This is a genomic window from Amaricoccus macauensis (genome assembly GCF_049800915.1).
Lineage (GTDB): Bacteria > Pseudomonadota > Alphaproteobacteria > Rhodobacterales > Rhodobacteraceae > Amaricoccus > Amaricoccus macauensis_A.
Window position 1 is genome coordinate 42,372 of sequence record NZ_JBNAFY010000010.1, and the last position, 18,657, is coordinate 61,028.

The following is an 18,657-nucleotide window of genomic DNA, read 5'->3' on the forward strand; positions in this document are numbered from 1 at the left end:
CTGCGCGTGAAGTAATTCCCCAAGTATATTTGCAAACAAGGTGAAATTCAGCGGCAACCCCGGATGGCGCCGCATTTCGCGGCGAACAAGAGACGATGTCGTCGTTTGCATGGATTAGTCGCTCACTACCTTAAGTGCGGCGCGCGATTGCGAATTGAGATCGTATCGTGCAATTACCGGAAATCATACCTGTTCGAAATATTGCCAGAGAAAATTTAAGGCCGATACTGCGAGGCACGTTCTTATCCAGGATGCAGAATAAACCTATTCGACCGCCTTTGGGGCGGTCGAAATGTAACGGTTAACCTTCCCTACGTTACACATTTGGTGTTGTTATCCGCTACGAGGTGTATGATGGTGCATGTGTGGTCACGCACCACCAAGGTGATTCAGAGCTGGTCGTCGAAAAGTCGGCAAACTAGGTCGACGACCAGCTTCACTATTACGAGCTTGAGAAGCTCTCCAAACAGACGTTTGATGCGCTCTGTATAACCATCCCGATACATTCGGAACCTCCTTTAAAACTGCTGCGATAGTGCAGCGGCTTTATGGGAAGTCAAAGTGCTCCGAATCGCAATGGTTTTATTGCGTATTTCGACCACATATTGTGGTTGACAGACAAGTGTCCACAACCTGCTGTCAGTAGGTTGTTAAGGATAGCAGCTCGCGCTTAGGTTGAATTTATGCAGGATAATTTGGGTTCTACCTACACAGGTTGATGCGGGAGTACCTCTGTTCGGTCCGTCCAAGAAGTTGGGGGCGGTCTGTAAGATGACTTCTTCTTTTGTTAGCCTGCGGAACGGGCCACCAGAGGCATGCGCAGCAAACACACTTCCCAGATAGCGTTTCAATCCGCGACGATTTTGCACTAAGCCCGTTTCCGCAACGCATGCGGGAGGCTTCGCCTTGAAAACTCTGGTCACAGGCAGCGCCGGCTTCATCGGCTTTCACGTGGCAAAGGCACTTCTCGCCCGCGGCGATGCGGTCGTCGGGCTCGACGTGGTCAACGATTACTACGATCCGGCGCTGAAGGAGGCCCGGCTGGCCGAACTGGAGCGTCTGGCCGAGGCCCGCGGCGCTGATTACAGCTTCCTGCGCGCCGATCTCGCGGACCGCGCCGCGGTCGAGGCCGCCTTCGAGACCCATGAATTCGATCGGGTGATCAATCTCGCCGCCCAGGCCGGTGTGCGCTACTCGCTCGAGAACCCGCTGGCCTATGTCGAGAGCAACATCCTCGGCTTCACCCATATCCTCGAGGCCTGCCGCCATGCGGGTGTCGGCCATCTCACCTATGCCTCCACCTCGAGCGTCTATGGCGCCAACACCACCATGCCGTTTTCTGAAGGACAGGGCGTCGATCATCCGCTGCAATTCTACGCCGCCACCAAGCGGGCGAACGAGCTGATGGCCCATGCCTACAGCCATCTCTACGCCCTGCCGACGACGGGCCTGCGCTTCTTCACCGTTTACGGGCCCTGGGGCCGGCCCGACATGGCGCCGATGCTGTTTGCCTCTGCCATTTCCGCGGGCCGCCCGATCAAGGTCTTCAACCACGGCCGCCACAGCCGCGACTTCACCTATATCGACGACATCGTCGAGGGGGTGCTGCGTGCCTCCGACCGTCCGGCCGCGCCCGATCCCGACTGGGACCCGGCCGCCCCGGACCCCGCGACCTCGAACGCGCCCTTCCGGGTCTACAACATCGGCAACAACGCGCCCGTGGAGCTCGCCGATTTCATTGCCGCCCTCGAGGAGGCGCTCGGGCGGGAGGCGGTGAAGGAATACCTGCCGCTCCAGCCCGGCGATGTGCCCGATACTTATGCCGACAGTTCGCGGCTGGCGCTCTCGGCCAACTACCGCCCCGCGACCCCGGTGCGCGAAGGCGTGGCCCGCTTCATCGAGTGGTATCGCGATTTCTACGGGGAGGAGGCCAACCCCGCGTGAGCCTCCGGACCCGTTTTCGCCATACGGTTTCCATACCGTTTCCATATCGAAACCATATCGATTCCCGCGCATGACGCCCGCCCGCCTCCGTGCCCTCTATTCCGCCCTGCCGGACCCGGTGCGCAATGCCATCCCCCACCGGCTGGAGGCCTGGCTGCGCGGTCGGGCGGCGCGGCTGCGCGCAGGGCTCGCCACCAGCGCCTCGGGGCTCGAGGAGCGGCTCTGGCACGGGTTTTCCGAGGCTGCCTGCAGAGATCTCGAGGCATTGGTCGAAGGCGGAAATCCGAAGCAAGCCGCTGATTCCGCTTGGGTTCTCTCGCGCTGGCACGCGGCGCACGGCGATTTCAACACCGCACTCACCTGGATCCGGACCATGCGCGAGGCGCGCCCCGAGGCCGCTTTCGAGCGGCGGCAATATGCGCTCGAGGCGCTTTATCTGGGCCAGGCCGGGCAGGGGGCCGCGGCCCGGTCGCTGATTGCCGAACGCCTCGGGGTGCGCGATCCCGACCCCTCGCTCTCGCTGATCCTCGCGGGGTCCTGGCGCATTGCTGGCGGCGACCCCCAGGGCCCGGAGGCGGATGCCGCCACGCTCACGCATATCAACGCCGTCTTCCGCCGTTTCGGGTTGCAGGAGGTGATCCGCCGCGATTCCAACAGCCTGCTTTCGCTGGACAATCTCAGCGGAACCGCACCAGGGCCGCAGCCGGGAACGACGGGCCGGGTCACGGTGATCGTGCCGGTCTTCAATGCCGAGGCGACGCTCGCCACGGCGCTCCGGAGCCTCACGGACCAGACCCATGGCGACCTGGAGATCCTGGTGGTGGATGATGCCTCCACCGATCACACCACCGATGTGGCGGCGGATCTCGCCCGAGAGGATTCCCGTATCCGACTGATCCGTCAGGAGAAGAACCAGGGCGGCTACATGGCGCGCACCCGCGCGATGGCGGAGGCCACGGGCGATTTCATCACCGTGCACGATGCCGATGACTGGTCGCACCCGGAGAAGATCGCCCGGCAATTGAGCGCCCTGCGACAGACCCGCGCGCCCTCGACCTTCTCGTCCTGGGTGCGCGCGACCCCCGATCTCGCCTTTCTGGGCCCGGCGCGGGTCTTTCCCGACCTACTGGGGCTCAATGACAGTTCGGCCCTCTTCCGCCGGGAGCTTTTCGACCGCTTCGGGGGCTGGGACGCGGCGCGGATCGCCGCTGACAAGGAACTGATCTGGCGCTTCGAGCATCTCGCGGGCCGCCCGCGCGAGGCCTTCCGGCGACGGCTGATCCTGAAGGATTGCCCGCTGTCCTTCGGCCGGCTCATCCCCTCCTCGCTCACCCGCACCGGGGCGAGCCATGTGCTGACGATCTACCACGGGATCCGGCGCGAATACCGCGAGGCCGCGGCCTTCTGGCAGGCAAGCCTCGATCCGCAGATCACCCGCCGCGAGGGCTTCAAGCTCACGCCGCCCTATTTTCCCGCACCCGCGATCCTGCGCCCCGAGCGGGGGACGGGCGCAGCCCTCGATGCGCTTTTTATCGGCGATTTCAACTTCCTGGGCGGCACGCAGAAATCCGGGCTCGCCATGGCCGGGGCGGCGCGGGCCGCCGGGCTTCGGGCCGGTCTCCTGCAGTATCGCCGCTACGACCAGGACGTGACCGTACCGCTTGCCCAGGATGTCCGCCGGCTGGCCGCAGAGCAGGACATGCGGATCGTGGCCCCCGGCGAGGCGGTGCGGGCAACCCATGTCATCGTCACCTATCCCCCGGTCTTCGCGGAGCTGATGGACCGGTTCCCGCAGGTGACGCACAAGACACTCACGGTGGTGGTCAACCAGATGGCCGAGCGCGACCGGGCCGGGCACGACGTGGCCTATGATCCGGCCCGCGTGCGCGCGCATCTCACCCGTGCGCTGGGGAGCGACGGACGCTGGGCGCCAATCTCGGGACGGGTGCGTGCGGCCATGGACGCGGACGCCCGCTATCCGGCGCCGCTCGGCGATACCTGGACGCCGCTGATCGATACGAAAACCTGGTGTGCGCATGTGCCCCGCTGGCGCGGCGCTGCCCGTCCGCGTCCGGTCATCGGGCGTCACGGGCGCGACCATCCGCTGAAATGGCCGCGCGATCCGGCGGCCCTGCGGGCGGCCTATTGCGCCGAGAAACCGTGCGAGGTGCGGTTCCTGGGCGGGGCGCATTTCGCGCGGGACCGCGTGGGGCGCTGGCCGAGGAACTGGCGGATCCATCCTTTCGACGGACGCGACGTGCGCCTCTTTCTCGCCGATCTCGATGTCTTCCTGCACTATCCGGACCCGGAATATTTCGAGGAATTCGGCCGTGCGCCGATGGAGGCGATGGCGGTGGGCGTGCCGGTGATCCTGCCCCCCGAATTCGAGCCGACCTTCGGGGAAGCCGCCCTCTACGCCGCGCCGGAGGAGGTCTGGCCGCTGATCGAGACGCTGTGGCGCGACAAGGCGGCTTGGGAGGCGCGGGTGGAGACGGGCCGGGCCTTCGTGCGGGAAACCTGCGCCTGGGAGGTCTTTCCAAAGCGGCTCGCACGGCTGGAGACAATATGAGGGACGCCTCGGTTCCGGACATCTCCGTGATCGTGCCGGTGCATCGGCACTGGGAGATCGTCGAGGTGCTGCTCGCGGCGCTCGGCGGCCAGACCCTGGCCCAGGATCGGTTCGAGGTGCTGATCGTGAACAACGACGCACCTGCGCCCCCGCCGCCCGTGGCCCTGCCGGAAAATGCCCGCATCCTGCCCTGCGAAACGCCCGGCTCCTATGCCGCGCGCAATGCCGGGGCCGCGCAGGCGCGGGGGAAATGGCTGGTGTTTACCGATGCCGACTGCCGCCCCGTGCCGGGCTGGCTCGACGCGCTCACGGGTGCGATGCCCCAAGGGCTGCGGGCCGGGCCGGTGGAAATGGAGCTGCCGCCCGAGCCCAATGCCCATGCGATCTACGATCTCGTGCGTGGCATTCCCCAGGCGCGTTACGTCGCCCATGGCTATGCGACCACCGCCAATCTCGCGGTGCCCCGGGAGATATTCGAGCGCTTGGGCGGGTTCGATGCCGCGCGGCGCTCCGGGGGCGATGCGGAGTTCTGCCGCAGGGCGGGCACGAGAGGATATGAGCTTTGCCTCGTGCCCGGGGCCGTGGTCGCGCATCCCTGCCGCACGAACTGGGAGGAGCTCGCGCTCAAGGCCCGGCGGGTGAAGGGCGGGCAGGTCCGGGCCGGGTCCGTGCGGCGGCGCATCTTCTGGACGCTGCGCAGTCTCGCGCCGCCCCTGCGCGATACGGTCTACTACCTTGCGAGCCCGCATCCTCTCCGCTTCCGGCTGATCGCCGCGGCCGTGCGCTTCAGGCTCTGGGGCGTGGAGCTTGCCGAGGTCGCCCGGTTGCTCGCGGGCGGGGCGGCGGAGCGGCGCTGACCCCCGAAGGCAGGATCAGGCCTTTTCCGGATCCGTGCTGTAGCCGAAGGCCTCGAAATCGAGCCGGTAGCGCTCGGCCACCTTGGCGGCGATCTCGTCGGTGTAATATTTCAGGATCTTGCTGTTGGAATTGGTCTGCATCGGCGCGCGGTTCTCCTCGACGAGGGCCTTGCGGTCATTCCTGTCTACCCTCCAACGGTGAGGCGGCCCGATCGCCGGGTCCGTCGGAAGGCCCGGGGCTCAAAACACATAGCCGAAACCGTCGATGTCGCGCTCGAAGCGTTTGGCGATCAGCTTGCGGGTGTGATCGTTGTAGAGATCGCGGTAGCTGCCGGAGCGCGAGCGGGCGTTCACGTTGTTCTGCAGGGGCTTGAGGCGCACGCGCCCGCCGGAGCGCTCGTGGATCTCGTCGATCTTCTCGGCGAATTCCTCGATCTTGTAGACATAGTCCACCACCACCTTGCCCGACTCGTCGGTGATCCAGTCGATCTGGTTCTGGTGCAGGGTCGGCACGAGGCAGGTGTCGCTGGCATGGGTGTGGCGCTCGCAGAACTCCTCGAAGCTGATCTTGTCGGAAATCTGCACGCCTTCGCTGCGGTAGTAGAGCGAAACCGCCCGGGCCCAGGGATTGCGCACGCTGGAAAACTTGAAGAAAGTCTCGAACATGGCGCGCGCGCGTTCGCGGACCTCGGCGTCGGTGGACACGTTCTCCGTCGGGAAGGTCTTGTTCTGCCGCAAAGCCTTCATCAGCTCATAGGCATAGAGAATGTCGCGGATCTGGCAGATGTCGAGATGCGCGAAGGGATAGAGATAGGGGCCGCCGGGCGAGAGCTGCGCGCGCACGGATGTGGTGCCGGTCTTGGGCACGGCCACGAAGATGGCTTCCATGTCGAAATTGATCGCCCCGTTGAGCTGGGGCGGCACGGCCCGGCTCTGCAGGGGGCGCTGTCTCGCTTTCTTCCTGGCCTTGTCGTTCTCGTTCGACTGCATCGAATGCTGCCCCTTTCCGAAGTTGCACGGCACGTTCCCGGGATCTGGTATGACCGTGGAATGTGCTTTTCAATACAACCCGCTCTAATTATCAGTGGCCGGTGAATTCGGTGGGCAGGGGGCCTGGCCCGCCCCGTCCTCATCCGGCCCTTGAATAGCATGCGAGTGTATTGACCTGATGCGTGAAAACCGGAAGATCTATTTCCACATCGGCGCACACAAGACCGCTTCCTCGTTTCTCCAGGCAAATCTGCGCACGTGCCAGAGCGCGCTCTCCCAGGCTGGACTCGATGTGGTTCTGCGCCAGGAAATCCTGAATACGCCCTTTGCAAAGGAGCTTGGCGAGGTTGCCCATGGCACGCGCGATCCGGATACGATGTCTCCCAGGTCGAAGAGAAACCTCGGGGAAATCCTGTCCCGCAGGAAGGGCGACATCCTCATCACGAACGAGGACTTGGTCAGCAGCCTGAACATCCAGGATTTCTACCAGAACATAGGCGCGGCGGCGCGCTACATCCGCGATGCGCTGCCGAATTTCGACGTCTTCTTCATACTCTACACCCGTACGCAGGCGGATTATCTCGAGTCCGTCTACATGCAATACGTGCATCTGGGCCGAAAACTGAAATTCGAGCAATTCATGAAGCGGACGGAGAACGTGGATTTCTCCTGGCTCAGGGTGGTCAAGGACCTGGCTTCCGTCGTGCCGCAGGAGCGTATCCTCATCCGTCCCTTCGAGAGGATCCGGCAGGCCGGATCGGATGACTTCTTCCGGGAGTTCCTGTCACTTTGCGGCATACAGGACACGGAAAAGTTTGAAGCGCAGAAAGAAACCAGCACGGGACGGGTCGCCAACCGCAGTTACGGCGAGCTTGGCATGAAGATCGCCCGCCAGGTCAATCCCATGCTGAACGAGCAGGAAAGAAAGCTTCTTCGCCGCTTCTTGCAGGAGCATTTCTCTACGGCCACGCACCCCCGGGCCGCCCTGCTCGGTTCCGAGGCGCGAGCGGACATATTCGAAACATATGCGGCATCCAACCAGACGTTGTTCGAGAAATACGACCTCGGCGGGCCGGGTAATGGTCTCGGATATTACTGATCCAACACTCTTGTGCATCTTAACTGGGAAATGAATCGTGGACCATACTTCGCATCACAAGACCTTTCTGCTTGGCGTGGGATGCCAGAAGGGCGGAACCACTTGGCTGCATGACTACCTGCAACGTTCCGACGAGACCGATCTCGGGTTTCTGAAGGAATATCATGTGTTCGATGCCCTCGATCTGCCCAGTTCGAAGGCCTTTCGCCAACGCGTTCAGGCCAATGCCCGCAAGGCGCTGAAAACGCCGGGCATGCCCAGCGAGAAGCGATCCAAGATCCTGCTCAGGCTTCAGTTCCTCCTCGATTCGGGCAGCTATTTCGATTACTTCCACTATCTTCTGCTGCGCGACCCCCGGGTCCGGCTGACCGCGGATATCACGCCGGCCTATGCCGGGCTGTCAGTCGAACGGCTCGCCCATATCCGGGATGGTTTCGCGATGCGGGGCGTGCCGGTAAAGGTCATTTTCCTGATGCGCGATCCCTTCGAACGGGTCTGGTCGGCCGTCCGCATGAGTTTTCGCAAGCATCGCGAAAAGGATCCGGATGCCAGGATCCTGCAGAAATCCGAGGAAGAGCGGCTGCTCGAAATCTACACGAAGTCGCCGCAGGTGCTCCGCACGCGCTATGACCGGACGATGGAGTGCATCGAACAGGTCTTTCCCCCGGAAAACATCCATTACGAGTTCTATGAAAGCCTTTTCACGGAAGCGGCCGTTTCCAGGATCTGCAACTTCCTCGAGATCGAGACGGTCCCTGCGGATTTCGGCAAGTTCGTGAATGCATCGCCCAAGACCGCGAATGTCTCGGAGCGCGCGAAAGACGAGGTCATGCAATATTACCGCAGCGTCTACGACGCGGTCGCGGCCAGGTTCGGGACCGAGACCGTCTGCAATGTCTGGCCGAATGCCCGCCCGTTGCTCATGGCCTGAGCCGCAGAGGGGCGGGACGGCGGTGAGGCCGGGAGCGTATCAACGCCCCCGGTTTCAGACGTTGAGAGCTTCGGCCTGCTTCAGTTTTCTGATATAGGCCGAAATGACCTGCTTTCGGTGAGGAAGAGGGGCGATCGGCTCGCAACCGACCCGGTCGAAGGAATAGCCGAACTGGTAGAGTTCGGCCATCGACTTGCTTTCCACGACGCTCCGCAGAAGATCATCGGCAAAGACCTCTTCGCGTGATGCGCTCTTGGGACGATAGCCCGATTTGGCCCGGACCAGACCCGACGCCAGATCTCCCTCAACCCCGAGATCCTGCGCCAGGGCCGCCAGGTCCTCGTCGAGATTTTCGGTGCGCAGCATGTGGTCAAACACGGGAATTCCGAAAAGCGAATACAGAGGCATGTTGGAGTTGAAGGTGTTGATGACCCATTTCGCGCTCATCCCGGAATTGTTTTCCGGCCTGTTCCGTTTTTGCCAGAAATACAGGGAAACCGCCCGGTCGAACGGGTTTCTTTCGACCGAAATGATCTTGTAGTCCTTCAACTTGGCCCCGAACACCCGGAATGCGTCCCGCAGGGGAGAATGGTTGGTGAGCTTGATCACGCTCCCGTTGACCTTGAAGGTCATCTGCTGCGGGCCCACGGCCACATCGGGCCGAAGGTGCTCATCCTCCTGGGAGACCGGTGTCACGATGTCTCCCGGCTTGCACAGCCGGGACAGGGCGATCTCCGCGGATGTTCCACCTGTCTTTCGCGTCTTGACGAAAACGAACTTCCAATGATGTGAAATGATCACGGTGATCTTCCTTATGCACCACGTGTTTTGCAGTTGGCCGCGCGTTCTGGATGTCCCGGGAGAATGAGGCGGCTCAAGGGCGGGCCCCCGCCTCGGTGTAGAGCAGATCTTCCCAGAGATCGATCACCCGGTCGGGCGCGAAATCGCACATGCTGGCCGGGCCGGCCATGCCGAGGCGGGTGCGCCGTTCGGGATCGGCCATCAGGTCGCACAGGGCCTCCGCCAGCGCATGGACACGCGCCTCCCGGCTGCCCGGCCCGGGATCCACCAGAACCCCGGTCCGGCCATCCTCGATGAGCTGGTTGACGCCGGGGCAGTCGGCGAAGCCCACCGGGACGAGCCCGGCGGCCAGGGCCTCGGTCACCGCAAGTCCCCAGCCCTCGTATTCCGCCGGGTGGCACAGGATGCCGGCGGTGAGGTATTCCTCGCCTATGGCATCGGTATGGCCCATCAGGAGCACCTTGTCCTCGAGGCCGAGTTCGCGCACCCGGGCCGCGAGTTTTTCCTGGTCCGGCCCGATCCCGAAGATCTTGAGCGTCCAGTCGGGAAACCGCTCCACCAGTTCCGCCCAGGCATCGATCAGCAGGTCCTGCCGCTTGACCGGGGCGAGCCGGCCAACCGAGAGCACGGTCCGGTCGCGGCCATGGCTGCGGATGCGGCTGGAGGGCACCGGCGGGACGGGATTGGGCATGATCGAGATGCGCCGGCGCAATTCCTCCGGGAACCACTGGCGGAATTCGGGCAGCAGGACGGTGACCGCATCGCAGGCCTCGAGCCCGGCCCAGCGGCGCGCGCGGTCCAGCGGGCTCGGATCCCAGCGCGCGGGGTTGCGGTAGTCCTGTTCGGGAACATTGTGGAGCGAGGCGATCCGGCGCAGGCCCGGCGAGGGGCGGGCACGCCCGAGTGCGGTGATGGCCGGTGGCAGGAAGGCGATGGCCACATCCGGCTGATGCGCGGCGAGATGGGTCTCGAGGCGGCGCCAGAACGCCCCGTATTTGCTGGTCCAGAGCAGGTGGTCGGCCGGAAAGGGCGGGGTCTTGTAGCGTGCGTGCAGGCTGTCGCGGATCGCGTCGATCTTGCGGCGGATCCGGTTGCGCACCGCCTTGGGGCGTCGCAGGTTGGTGTGAATGACCCCCGGTGCGAGCGGATAGAACGGCGGGATGCCCCGGGGCTCGTGGGTGAGGATCTGCACCTCGTGACCACGTGCCGCGAGCCCGTTGGCGGTGCCGATCAGGATCCGTTCGGCGCCGCCGCTGCGGCCCGCGAGCTTGTCGATGACGAAGCAGATCTTCCGGCGTGGACGGGGCAGGATGACACTCTCACGCATCCGCAAATACCTGAACGAAGGACGGCAATGCCATCGAGACACGCTCGGACAGCCTGTCGAGCTCGGACGCCCCCAGGGAGGGGGCAGGGGGCTGGCCGGCTGCACTCCAGTTGGCGAGGATCTGCGCGATCGCGGTTTCCAGTTGCGGGAAATCGACCCCGATCCCCGCCGTGGCCAGGTCCGGTGCGAGCCGTTTCGCGATTTCGCAGGAGAGGGCATTGCGCAGCAGAGCCTCGAAGCCCGGGGCCTTGCGGGATGCCTCGGTCACGCGGATCCTGATCCTGTCCGGGTCCTGCCCTTCTGCCGCCAGCGACGCACGCAGGCCGTCGAGCCGGCCCCGTGCCTGCGGGGCGAGCAGTTCGGCCGGCCCCGCCCAGCTGCCGTCGGCATCGACGCTTGCCGGCAGTGCAAAAGCGTGAAGCACGAGATCGAGGCTCGGCTGGGATCGCAGAATTTCCAGAAGAACGCCAGGCGCCCCCCGCATGCCATGGGCAGGCGGCAGCGCCCCTGTCGCCTCCGCGATCAGGGTGGGCAGCACCACGAGCGGTTCGACCCGGCTGCCGAAATCCTCCGTCAGCGACCGGGCAAAGACCGCGACCCGCGTGTCGCCTTCCGCCTCGAGAAGAAAGTCGTGATAGAACGGTCCACAGCGCGCCGAGAGCCAGAAGGCGGTGGCGCCTTGCACCCGCTTCTTTCCGAGCAGGCGCACGATCTCCTCGCTCGGCAACGGTGCGGGGGCGAGAAGGTTCCGGCATCCGGCAAGCAGATGCAGGCGGGGAGAGCGGCGCTCTTTCCCCTCGTTGCGGCCTCCCCTGCGGGAGCCAGCTTCTTCCTCCCCGGCGTGACGTGTGATCCCGATACCGGTCACCATTGTGGAACGCTCCCGCAGAAATGGCTTCGGGCGTGCCGCGGGCTGCCTGGAGCTTGCCTGCTTGCCGTTCTGTTCACCCGCCTGCCCATCCCGATGCCGAAGACTGAAAATCCGGGCCTCTTCTGCCCCGCCGCGCATGGAGTGTCCAGAACCTAGAACGGAGGACTTCGGATTGAATCGGACCCGCGACATGATTGCGCAAATCGGCGCCGGGCAGCGCGCCGCTCGATTGGAATTCACTTTTCGGGCATATTTTGATAGAAAAAGACGCGCACCTTTCGCGCATGGCTGTGTCTTTTGCAGCCTTCCGGCATCTTGCAGCCCCCCTTCGGAGGCAAGCAGTGCCGTATTCCCTTCATGAGCAGGCTTCGATTCCAGGCGGGAGCTCCCACCCCTTACCCGTGGCGGATGCCATCGGAGCCAGCTGGCCGGAGCGCACGAACGAGATCGATGATTGACGAATTCAGCAAATACAGTCGCAGCCTGGTTTCCCCTCCCGAGAACGCGGCACCGATCACACCCGGCGATGCGTCGGACATTTCGCATGTGACGCGGGCGCTCTATGTGGGCCAGGGGGGTGATCTGCGTGTCGCGATGCTCGGCGGCGAAACCGTCACCTTCGCCAGTGTACCGCCCGGCACATTGATGCCGCTCCGGGTGACCCGTGTCCTGGCCACGGGCACCACGGCCTCCGCGATTCTCGGCCTCTGGTAGCATGACCTCGCTTCTGCTGGGCGCCCTGACCGGGCCGGGAGGTGTGCTTCAGGGTGCCGGCGATCATGCAGCGAGAGCCATTCACGACCTTATTTTCCAAGTCATTGGAGCAATTTACTTGAGCGATCAGCTTTCATTTTCAAAACTTTCCCTCGAATTCGGCGCGAATTCCGAGGGGGTTTCCATCGACTCGGAGACCGGGGAAATCCGGATCTCTCCCGAGGCGCTCGCGAACGGCATCGCCGTGAACGTGGCCTCTTCCGATGAAGACGGCGAAACCTCTGGCCGGTTCGAGGTCAATCTCTCCATCCGGGAGATCGGGACCGAACAGCCTGAAGCTCCCGTCTCCGCAGGCGCGCTGGCGGATGTGATCGCGCCGGCCGGTTCCGGCCCCGTCACGGTGGATGCGGCCGCGGATTTCACCGGCGAGAATCTGACCTTTACCGTCAGTGGCGCAGGCGCCACGATTGACTCCGCGAAAGGAGTGGTCACTATCGCCACCGATGACCTTCTCAGCGGTGAACTGATCACGGTGACGGCGACCAATCCGGGCGGCAGTGCGACCAGCACCTTCAAGGCCACGGTCGAGCCGGTCGCCCCTGAAATGACCTCTGGCCCGGCCCTGGCAGGCAGCGGCAAGATCGGGTCCGGGATCATGGTCGATCCCGGTGCGTGGACCGGCTATCCGGCGCCCGCGCTTTCCCTGCAATGGCTGCGCGACGGCGCGGAGGTCAAGGGTGCGACGAAAGCCGAATACGTTCCCGGCCCGCAAGACGATCTCGGGGAAATCTCCTGCCGGGTGACCGCCGCCAATGCGGGCGGCAGCGTTGGGGTCGTCACCGAGGCGCTGAAGATCACCCATGAGGCACCCGAACTTGCGGGCATCCTCAAGGATGTGAGCGCAGGCAAGGGCGATGCCGCCATTTCGATCGATGCGGCGGATGCCTTCGAGGGGCTCGGGCTGCGCTTCTCCGTGAGCGGTGCAGGTGCCACGATCGACGCTGCGACCGGCGCGCTCAGCATTCCCACGGATGCTGTTCTGGACGCGGCGGAAGTGACGGTCAGGGCCGAGAACTCCGGCGGCGCGGCCGAGGCCGTGTTCGAGGTCACCGTCTCGGCGTCCCGGATCCTGCCGGTCCTGCTGAGCGCGCCGGTTCTCGCGGGGCCCGCCACGATCGGTCAGGCCATCACGCTCGACCAGGGGCTCTGGGGCGGTGTCCCGGCCCCCGAACTAGCGCTTCAGTGGCTCTGCGACGGCGCGGAGATCGAGGGTGTGGCGGGTGCCGAATACGTTCCCGGCCCGGAAGATGATCTCAAGGAAATCTCCTGCCGGGTGACGGCCACCAACATTGCCGGTTCCGCCGAGGCGGTGACCAAGCCGCTCGAGGTGACCTATGCGGCCCCTGTCGCTGCCGGCGAATTGCCCGAAGAGATCTTCGACCAGAATACCGGTCTGCAACGGGTGGAAACCGCGGACGTGTTCACCGGCGAGAACCTGTCCTTCGCGGTCGAGGGGCTTGGCGCCGAAATCGATGCCGCGACCGGTGTCGTCTCCATCCCCACCGGCACCGCGCTCGATGGCGTCGTGACAGTCTCGGCCAGCAATTCCGGCGGCACGGCAAGCAGTGCGTTCCAGGTCACGATCGAGCCGGTCGATATCGGTACGCCGCCCGTGCTCGCGGATGACGAATGGGACATCGTCACGACCGTCTGGGCTCCGGCCGGGCAGGAGGAGACCTATCAGCCGAAGGTCCGCATCGCCGCCGACGTGCCGGTCCATGCGGCGCAGTGGACGACCAGCTTTTACGATCCTGCACTGGACGAACACTGGGAGACCCTGACCCTGGTCGATGGCGAAACCCGCGAATTCGTCACCGAAATGCTCAACAAGGACACCGGTGACTGGCATCTCTTCAAGGATGGTCAGGCGCGCGCCGCCAATTTCCGTCTGCGCTACAAGGCGAGCGAGACCGGAGAGTGGTCGGACGAATCCGGCAAGAAGGCGATCCTGCCGCCGCCGCCCGCCATCCCGCCTGCGGAAGTGGCCAACTGGAAGACATCCCCCGGCGATGGGGATGGACTGGTCGCCATCTCGGTTGATGCGGATGAGCCGGCTTCCTGGGGGGACGACGGCAGTGGCGTGATCCAGTGGCGCAGCGGCACGACGGAATGGCAGGACCTGCCGTCCCCGAGCTTCACCGTGGATCTGGGCAAGGCCATGTGGGGCCGCACCGCGGACATCAGGGTGCGTGCCCTGGGCAGCGCCGGAACCGCGGGTCCGGAAACAAGCACCACGGTCGAGGTGCCCGGCGAGCCATCCGTCTCCACCGATATCTGGCGCCCGGCGCTGCTCGTCGGCGAGGACGCGCTCGGCAAGGGCCTGACGAACGGCTATCGCGAAGGCAAGGGCGGCGAGCACTACCAGTTCTTCCACGGCGGCGACGTGCACCGGCTCTATCCGGACGACGCGATCACCATCATGGATGTGCACCACATCTGGTACACGCGCGATGCGCGCAACGAATTCGCGACTTGGCACGTTCCGGAAGGACGCGGGCTCACCTCGCGTTTCGGCGTCACCTGCAAGCTCGACCCGGAATATCCCGGCCAGTGGGTCGCGGTCTGCGCCAGCCGGAGCGGCGCCAACCCCTCCAACGTGGGCGGCCTGTTCCGCACCGAGGATCACGGCCAGACCTATCCCTACGCGCACAAGGACCTCTATGTGGTCGGCGGCCAGGGTCAGTCCAACCGGAACTTCCGCGCCTGGACTAGGACACTGATCTGGAACAACCAAGATTACGATGAATGGCTGTTCGTGAACCGCTGGTATGGCAACCAGGGCGGCGAGACGCTGAAGTCGACCGATCGCGGCCGCACCTGGTCGGTTGCCAACACCTATTTCAAGAACAACCAGCTTTCCCGGCTCTACACGCTCACGCAGGACGCCAAGGGCAAGGTCTATGTCGGCTCCGAGAAGGGCATCCACACCTCCACCAATTTCGGTAACTCCTGGAGCAACGCATCGCGCCCGAACGGCCTGCCCAGCGGCTGGGTCACGGGGATCGAGTGCCATCCCACAAACGCCGATATCGCCTATATCTGCGTGCTCAACCGGGGCATCTACCGCACGACCGACGGGTTCGGCTCGGCACATCTCATTTCGCCGAACGACAATGGCAACTGGAACGTCTTCGCATCACCCTATGATTTTTCCCGCGTCTGGGCGATGTCGGTGAACAAGAATACCAGCAATGGCAGCAATACCGGCATTCCGTCGCGGTTCAGCGCGAATGGCCTGGCGGCCTCTCCCTCCTGGACCGAACTGCCGAAAGGCGAGTCCAAGACTTATGGCTGGCCGCAGGGTGTGGGAGATTCGACTCTCAACGTTCCGGGAAAGACCAATTTCGAGTTCATGGGTGGGGTCCTGCCGCTCAAGAGCAACGACAACAAGGCGGCCATCCTGCATGCCAAGGCGCGGCACTGGAGCACCACCGACGGCATCAACTTCCGCAATTCCGGCGATGGCGTGGAGCATGCCGGGGCCGGTGACATGAATGCTGCCGGGATCGCGTTCCACCCGACCGACCCGGACATCGCCTGCGTCTGCGCCTTCGACAAGGGCGGTCTGATCACCCGCAACGGCTGGAAATCCTTCTACCGCATGGGCCACGGGGCCGGCGGCGCACCGGCCTCGATCGCGGGCTCGGGCACGGGCGGCTTCTCCCCTGACAACAAGAACGACTTCGTGATCACCACGGGCGACTACAACAGCTATTCCGCCCGGATCACCCACAATGCGACGGCCAACAGCCCGAGCTGGACGACGATCAATCAGATCCTGAACGATCAGAACGGCGGCAACCCCTGGTGCCGGTTCCTGAAATACTGCCCGGTTCCGGGATACGGCAAGATCATCTACTCGGACCACTTCCGTTCGACCAACAACGGTTCGAGCTGGGTCGATCTGCGCAACAAGAAGAACTGGCCCTCCGGCGGATATGATGCACATGTCTTTGCCTGCTCCCACACCGATCACCGGGTCCTCTACGCGCTCAACGGAAACATGAATGCGGTCCACCGCTCGGACGATCAGGGCGAGAGCTGGTATCACTACGTGGATCTGGGCACGAACATCTCGCTCAATCAGGGCGGCCAGAAGGAGGTCGCGATCGACGTCAGCCCGCTCGACCACGACAAGATCCTGTGGTGGAACAAGGGCGTCGGCCTTCAGGAATACGATGGCAAGACCAAGCGCACGATGCTTGTCAGTGAGCGCGGGCGCAGTGAGATGTGGCGCTGCAAATACTCGTTCAACTACCCCGGTGTCTTCTACATGCAGTGCCAGGGCACCGGCACCGCGACGGTCTGGCGCACGACCGACGACGGGGAGAGCTTCACCGAACTCGACAAGCACCTGCCGAAGACCGGCGCCGTGCGCTCGATCGAGGTCTGTCCCCACACCGACATCCTCTACACGGTTGGAACCGTGGGCACCCGGTATTTCGCGCCGCCCTATCTCAATGATCTGGCCCGCGAACGGCTGAAGAACTACGAGGACTGGTGGAACTACGACCGGAGCTGGATCACCGCCACCTACGGCTACTGATCCGACCGTCTTCCCGGTGTCCGTGTCTCACGGACACCGGTACGGAAGAAACCTAGGAAACACGAAGCGCGGCGATGATGTTCGCCGCGCCTTTTTCATGCCCCGGCATCAGCCCTCGCCGCTGGCGAGCGCCCGGAACCGGGTGTTTTCCGCAAGCAGTTCATCATAGGTGCCCTTGGCCACGACCCGGCCATGCTCCAGCATCACGATCATGTCGCAATCCTTCACCGTGGTGAGCCGGTGGGCAATCATGATGATGGTCTTGGCGTGGCCGAGATTGTGAACCGCGTCCATGACCGCGCGTTCGGTGAGATTGTCGAGCGCGCTGGTGGCTTCGTCGAGGATCAGCACGTCGGGGTCGTGATAGAGCGCGCGCGAGATTCCGATCCGCTGGCGCTGGCCGCCCGAGAGACGCACGCCCCGCTCGCCCACCATGGTGTCATAGCCTTCGGGCATGTTCTCCATGACGAAGTTGTGCAGTTCCGCGATCCGCGCGGCGCGTTCGACGGCGGCCTCGTCGATCTCCTCCTTCGGAACGCCGAAGGCAATGTTGCTTCGCACGCTCTCGTCGGTCAGGAAGATCTGCTGCGGCACATAGCCGATCGTGCGCTGCCAGGCGCGCCGGTTCTCCCGCGTGATCGGCACGCCGTCCACGCGCAACTCACCCTCGTCGGGAGCCAGAAGCCCCAGGATCATGTCGACCGCCGTGGTCTTGCCCGCACCCGTGCCGCCGACGATGCCCACGGTGGTATTCGCCTCGATGGTGAGATCCATCCCGTCGAGCGCCCGGCGGTCGGACTGGGGATAGCCGTAGCGGACCCCGGAAAGTTCCAGCCGTTCGGTGAGGGGCAGGGGCGCCGGCGCTGGCCCCTTGGGCCGCTGAGAGACATTCCCCTGCACTTCCGCGTAATCCTTGCAGATCGCCTCCAGCGCGGGGCGGTTGAACCGGATGCCTGCGGCCTGGCGGAAGACCTGCTGCAGGGCGGGGAAAAGCCGCGTGCCCGCGAAGGCATAGATGCCCAGAAGCGGCAGGATGGCCGTGAGCGAGCCGTTCTCGGAGATCAACATGAAGATGATGAACAGCAGCATGCCGCCGAAGGCGATCCCCTCCAGCGCGTAGCGGGGGGACTCGCCGATGATCAGGTTTGCCGCCAGCGCCCGGGCCATGCGCCGCGCCGGCGTGCTGAACCGCGCGGTATAGGCATCCTCGAGTCCCATCAGCTTGACTTCCTTGGCACCGCCGAGCGCTTCCTGAGCGATCTGGAACCGCGCGCTGTTGGCCGCCAGCCGCTCCTTTCCGCGCCGGGAGATGAGCTTGCGCAAGCCGAAGAAGATCGCCACGTAGCAGCTCATGATGATGCCGCCGATCAGCATGGCCGCGACCGGGTTGACCGTGACCAGCAGGCAGACCAGCAGGACCACGAAGACCACATTGGCCAGGAGCCGCATGGCCGGCACCACCACGGTCTGCGAGAGCATGTCGATTTCCGAGAGCAGCGCCCGGCCCAGATCCGCGCTGTGCCGGTTCAGAAACCAGGTATAGGGCTGGTGCAGATAGCCGCTCAGCAGGCGCATGCTGAGGCTGGCGGCTCGCATGAAGCCGAAGCGTGCCAGTGCGTAGAGCGTGGCGGTCTTCGCCAAGAGGCTCAGGATGAACACGACGAAGACGCAGATGCCGACGAAAGTGAGGAAGCTCTGATTGTCGGTGAACCCGAAGAAATCGTAGAGAAAGGCGAGCAACCCATTGGTCTGGATGGCGGAAGGGTCCGACAGAAGCGCGAGAAACGGCAGGATCGCGGCCACGCCGACGGTCTCGATGGCCGCGGAGACGACGATGATCGCCAGCACGAGATAGAAGATCCGCCGCTCACGCGGCGTGAATAGGGAAAGCAGCATCCTGTAAATGTCGAGCATGGGCTCCTACCACTCTTCTTGCCATCGGCCGCGA

The 18,657-nt window shown here is 64.1% G+C and carries 13 protein-coding genes; 7 read left to right on the forward strand and 6 right to left on the reverse strand.

From position 1 onward, the window contains the following. Nucleotides 1-906: 906 nt before the first annotated feature. From ACP15W_RS19745 to ACP15W_RS19755, 3 genes are all read left to right on the forward strand, one after another. Nucleotides 907-1,944, forward strand: a complete 1,038-nt coding sequence (locus ACP15W_RS19745; protein ID WP_424934669.1) for an NAD-dependent epimerase — start codon at nucleotides 907-909, stop codon at nucleotides 1,942-1,944. A gap of 70 nt (nucleotides 1,945-2,014) precedes the next feature. After that, a complete protein-coding gene (locus ACP15W_RS19750; RefSeq protein WP_424934670.1) occupies nucleotides 2,015-4,513 on the forward strand; it encodes a glycosyltransferase in 2,499 nt (832 codons plus the stop codon). Next, nucleotides 4,510-5,370 carry a glycosyltransferase gene (locus ACP15W_RS19755; RefSeq protein ID WP_424934671.1) on the forward strand — a complete coding sequence of 287 codons (861 nt, stop codon included), beginning with the start codon at nucleotides 4,510-4,512 and terminating at the stop codon, nucleotides 5,368-5,370. Before ACP15W_RS19750 ends, ACP15W_RS19755 begins: the two co-directional genes overlap by 4 nt. Nucleotides 5,371-5,385: 15 nt before the next feature. Here the strand turns inward: ACP15W_RS19755 and ACP15W_RS19760 are convergent, their stop codons facing one another. Beyond that, nucleotides 5,386-5,511, reverse strand: coding sequence for a hypothetical protein (locus ACP15W_RS19760; protein WP_424934672.1), 126 nt, complete (start codon nucleotides 5,509-5,511; stop codon nucleotides 5,386-5,388). A 99-nt stretch (nucleotides 5,512-5,610) separates the two neighbouring features. After that, complete coding sequence (locus ACP15W_RS19765) at nucleotides 5,611-6,360, reverse strand: sulfotransferase family 2 domain-containing protein (RefSeq protein ID WP_424934673.1); 750 nt, start codon at nucleotides 6,358-6,360, stop codon at nucleotides 5,611-5,613. Nucleotides 6,361-6,538: 178 nt separating this feature from the next. Between ACP15W_RS19765 and ACP15W_RS19770 the strand changes: the two genes are divergently transcribed. Then, nucleotides 6,539-7,459, forward strand: a complete 921-nt coding sequence (locus ACP15W_RS19770) for a hypothetical protein (RefSeq protein WP_424934674.1) — start codon at nucleotides 6,539-6,541, stop codon at nucleotides 7,457-7,459. Nucleotides 7,460-7,496: 37 nt separating this feature from the next. Next, the gene (locus tag ACP15W_RS19775; protein ID WP_424934675.1) at nucleotides 7,497-8,390 is read left to right on the forward strand and encodes a sulfotransferase; all 894 of its coding nucleotides are present in this window, start codon (nucleotides 7,497-7,499) and stop codon (nucleotides 8,388-8,390) included. A 54-nt stretch (nucleotides 8,391-8,444) separates the two neighbouring features. Here ACP15W_RS19775 and ACP15W_RS19780 read toward each other — a convergent pair whose 3' ends face one another. The 3 genes from ACP15W_RS19780 to ACP15W_RS19790 form a co-directional block, all read right to left on the reverse strand. Next, the gene (locus ACP15W_RS19780) at nucleotides 8,445-9,191 is read right to left on the reverse strand and encodes a hypothetical protein (RefSeq protein WP_424934676.1); all 747 of its coding nucleotides are present in this window, start codon (nucleotides 9,189-9,191) and stop codon (nucleotides 8,445-8,447) included. Nucleotides 9,192-9,264: 73 nt separating this feature from the next. After that, on the reverse strand, nucleotides 9,265-10,518 hold the full coding sequence (locus ACP15W_RS19785; RefSeq protein ID WP_424934677.1) for a glycosyltransferase: 1,254 nt from the start codon (nucleotides 10,516-10,518) through the stop codon (nucleotides 9,265-9,267). Continuing rightward, a complete protein-coding gene (locus ACP15W_RS19790; protein ID WP_424934678.1) occupies nucleotides 10,511-11,389 on the reverse strand; it encodes a hypothetical protein in 879 nt (292 codons plus the stop codon). The genes ACP15W_RS19785 and ACP15W_RS19790 overlap by 8 nt, the downstream gene beginning before the upstream one ends. Nucleotides 11,390-11,839: 450 nt before the next feature. Here ACP15W_RS19790 and ACP15W_RS19795 point away from each other — a divergent pair, with 450 nt between their 5' ends. Together ACP15W_RS19795 and ACP15W_RS19800 are read left to right on the forward strand one after the other, a co-directional pair. Further along, nucleotides 11,840-12,103, forward strand: coding sequence for a spike base protein, RCAP_Rcc01079 family (locus ACP15W_RS19795; RefSeq protein ID WP_424934679.1), 264 nt, complete (start codon nucleotides 11,840-11,842; stop codon nucleotides 12,101-12,103). Between the two features lie 118 nt (nucleotides 12,104-12,221). Continuing rightward, nucleotides 12,222-16,709 (forward strand): WD40/YVTN/BNR-like repeat-containing protein, encoded by a 4,488-nt coding sequence (locus ACP15W_RS19800; protein ID WP_424934680.1) that lies wholly within the window; start codon nucleotides 12,222-12,224, stop codon nucleotides 16,707-16,709. 108 nt (nucleotides 16,710-16,817) lie between these two features. On the opposite strand, the gene ACP15W_RS19805 is transcribed toward ACP15W_RS19800, so the two are convergent. Further along, nucleotides 16,818-18,623, reverse strand: a complete 1,806-nt coding sequence (locus ACP15W_RS19805; protein WP_424934681.1) for an ABC transporter ATP-binding protein — start codon at nucleotides 18,621-18,623, stop codon at nucleotides 16,818-16,820. Nucleotides 18,624-18,657 lie beyond the last annotated feature (34 nt).

What these genes read in the sequence shown, in the direction of transcription:
- ACP15W_RS19750 (WP_424934670.1), top strand. Translation starts at nt 2,015, where the DNA reads ATGACGCCCGCCCGCCTCCGTGCCCTCTATTCCGCCCTGCCGGACCCG.
- ACP15W_RS19755 (WP_424934671.1), top strand. Translation starts at nt 4,510, where the DNA reads ATGAGGGACGCCTCGGTTCCGGACATCTCCGTGATCGTGCCGGTGCAT.
- ACP15W_RS19760 (WP_424934672.1), bottom strand. Translation starts at nt 5,511, where the DNA reads ATGCAGACCAATTCCAACAGCAAGATCCTGAAATATTACACCGACGAG.
- ACP15W_RS19765 (WP_424934673.1), bottom strand. Translation starts at nt 6,360, where the DNA reads ATGCAGTCGAACGAGAACGACAAGGCCAGGAAGAAAGCGAGACAGCGC.
- ACP15W_RS19770 (WP_424934674.1), top strand. Translation starts at nt 6,539, where the DNA reads ATGCGTGAAAACCGGAAGATCTATTTCCACATCGGCGCACACAAGACC.
- ACP15W_RS19785 (WP_424934677.1), bottom strand. Translation starts at nt 10,518, where the DNA reads ATGCGTGAGAGTGTCATCCTGCCCCGTCCACGCCGGAAGATCTGCTTC.
- ACP15W_RS19790 (WP_424934678.1), bottom strand. Translation starts at nt 11,389, where the DNA reads ATGGTGACCGGTATCGGGATCACACGTCACGCCGGGGAGGAAGAAGCT.
- ACP15W_RS19795 (WP_424934679.1), top strand. Translation starts at nt 11,840, where the DNA reads ATGATTGACGAATTCAGCAAATACAGTCGCAGCCTGGTTTCCCCTCCC.
- ACP15W_RS19805 (WP_424934681.1), bottom strand. Translation starts at nt 18,623, where the DNA reads ATGCTCGACATTTACAGGATGCTGCTTTCCCTATTCACGCCGCGTGAG.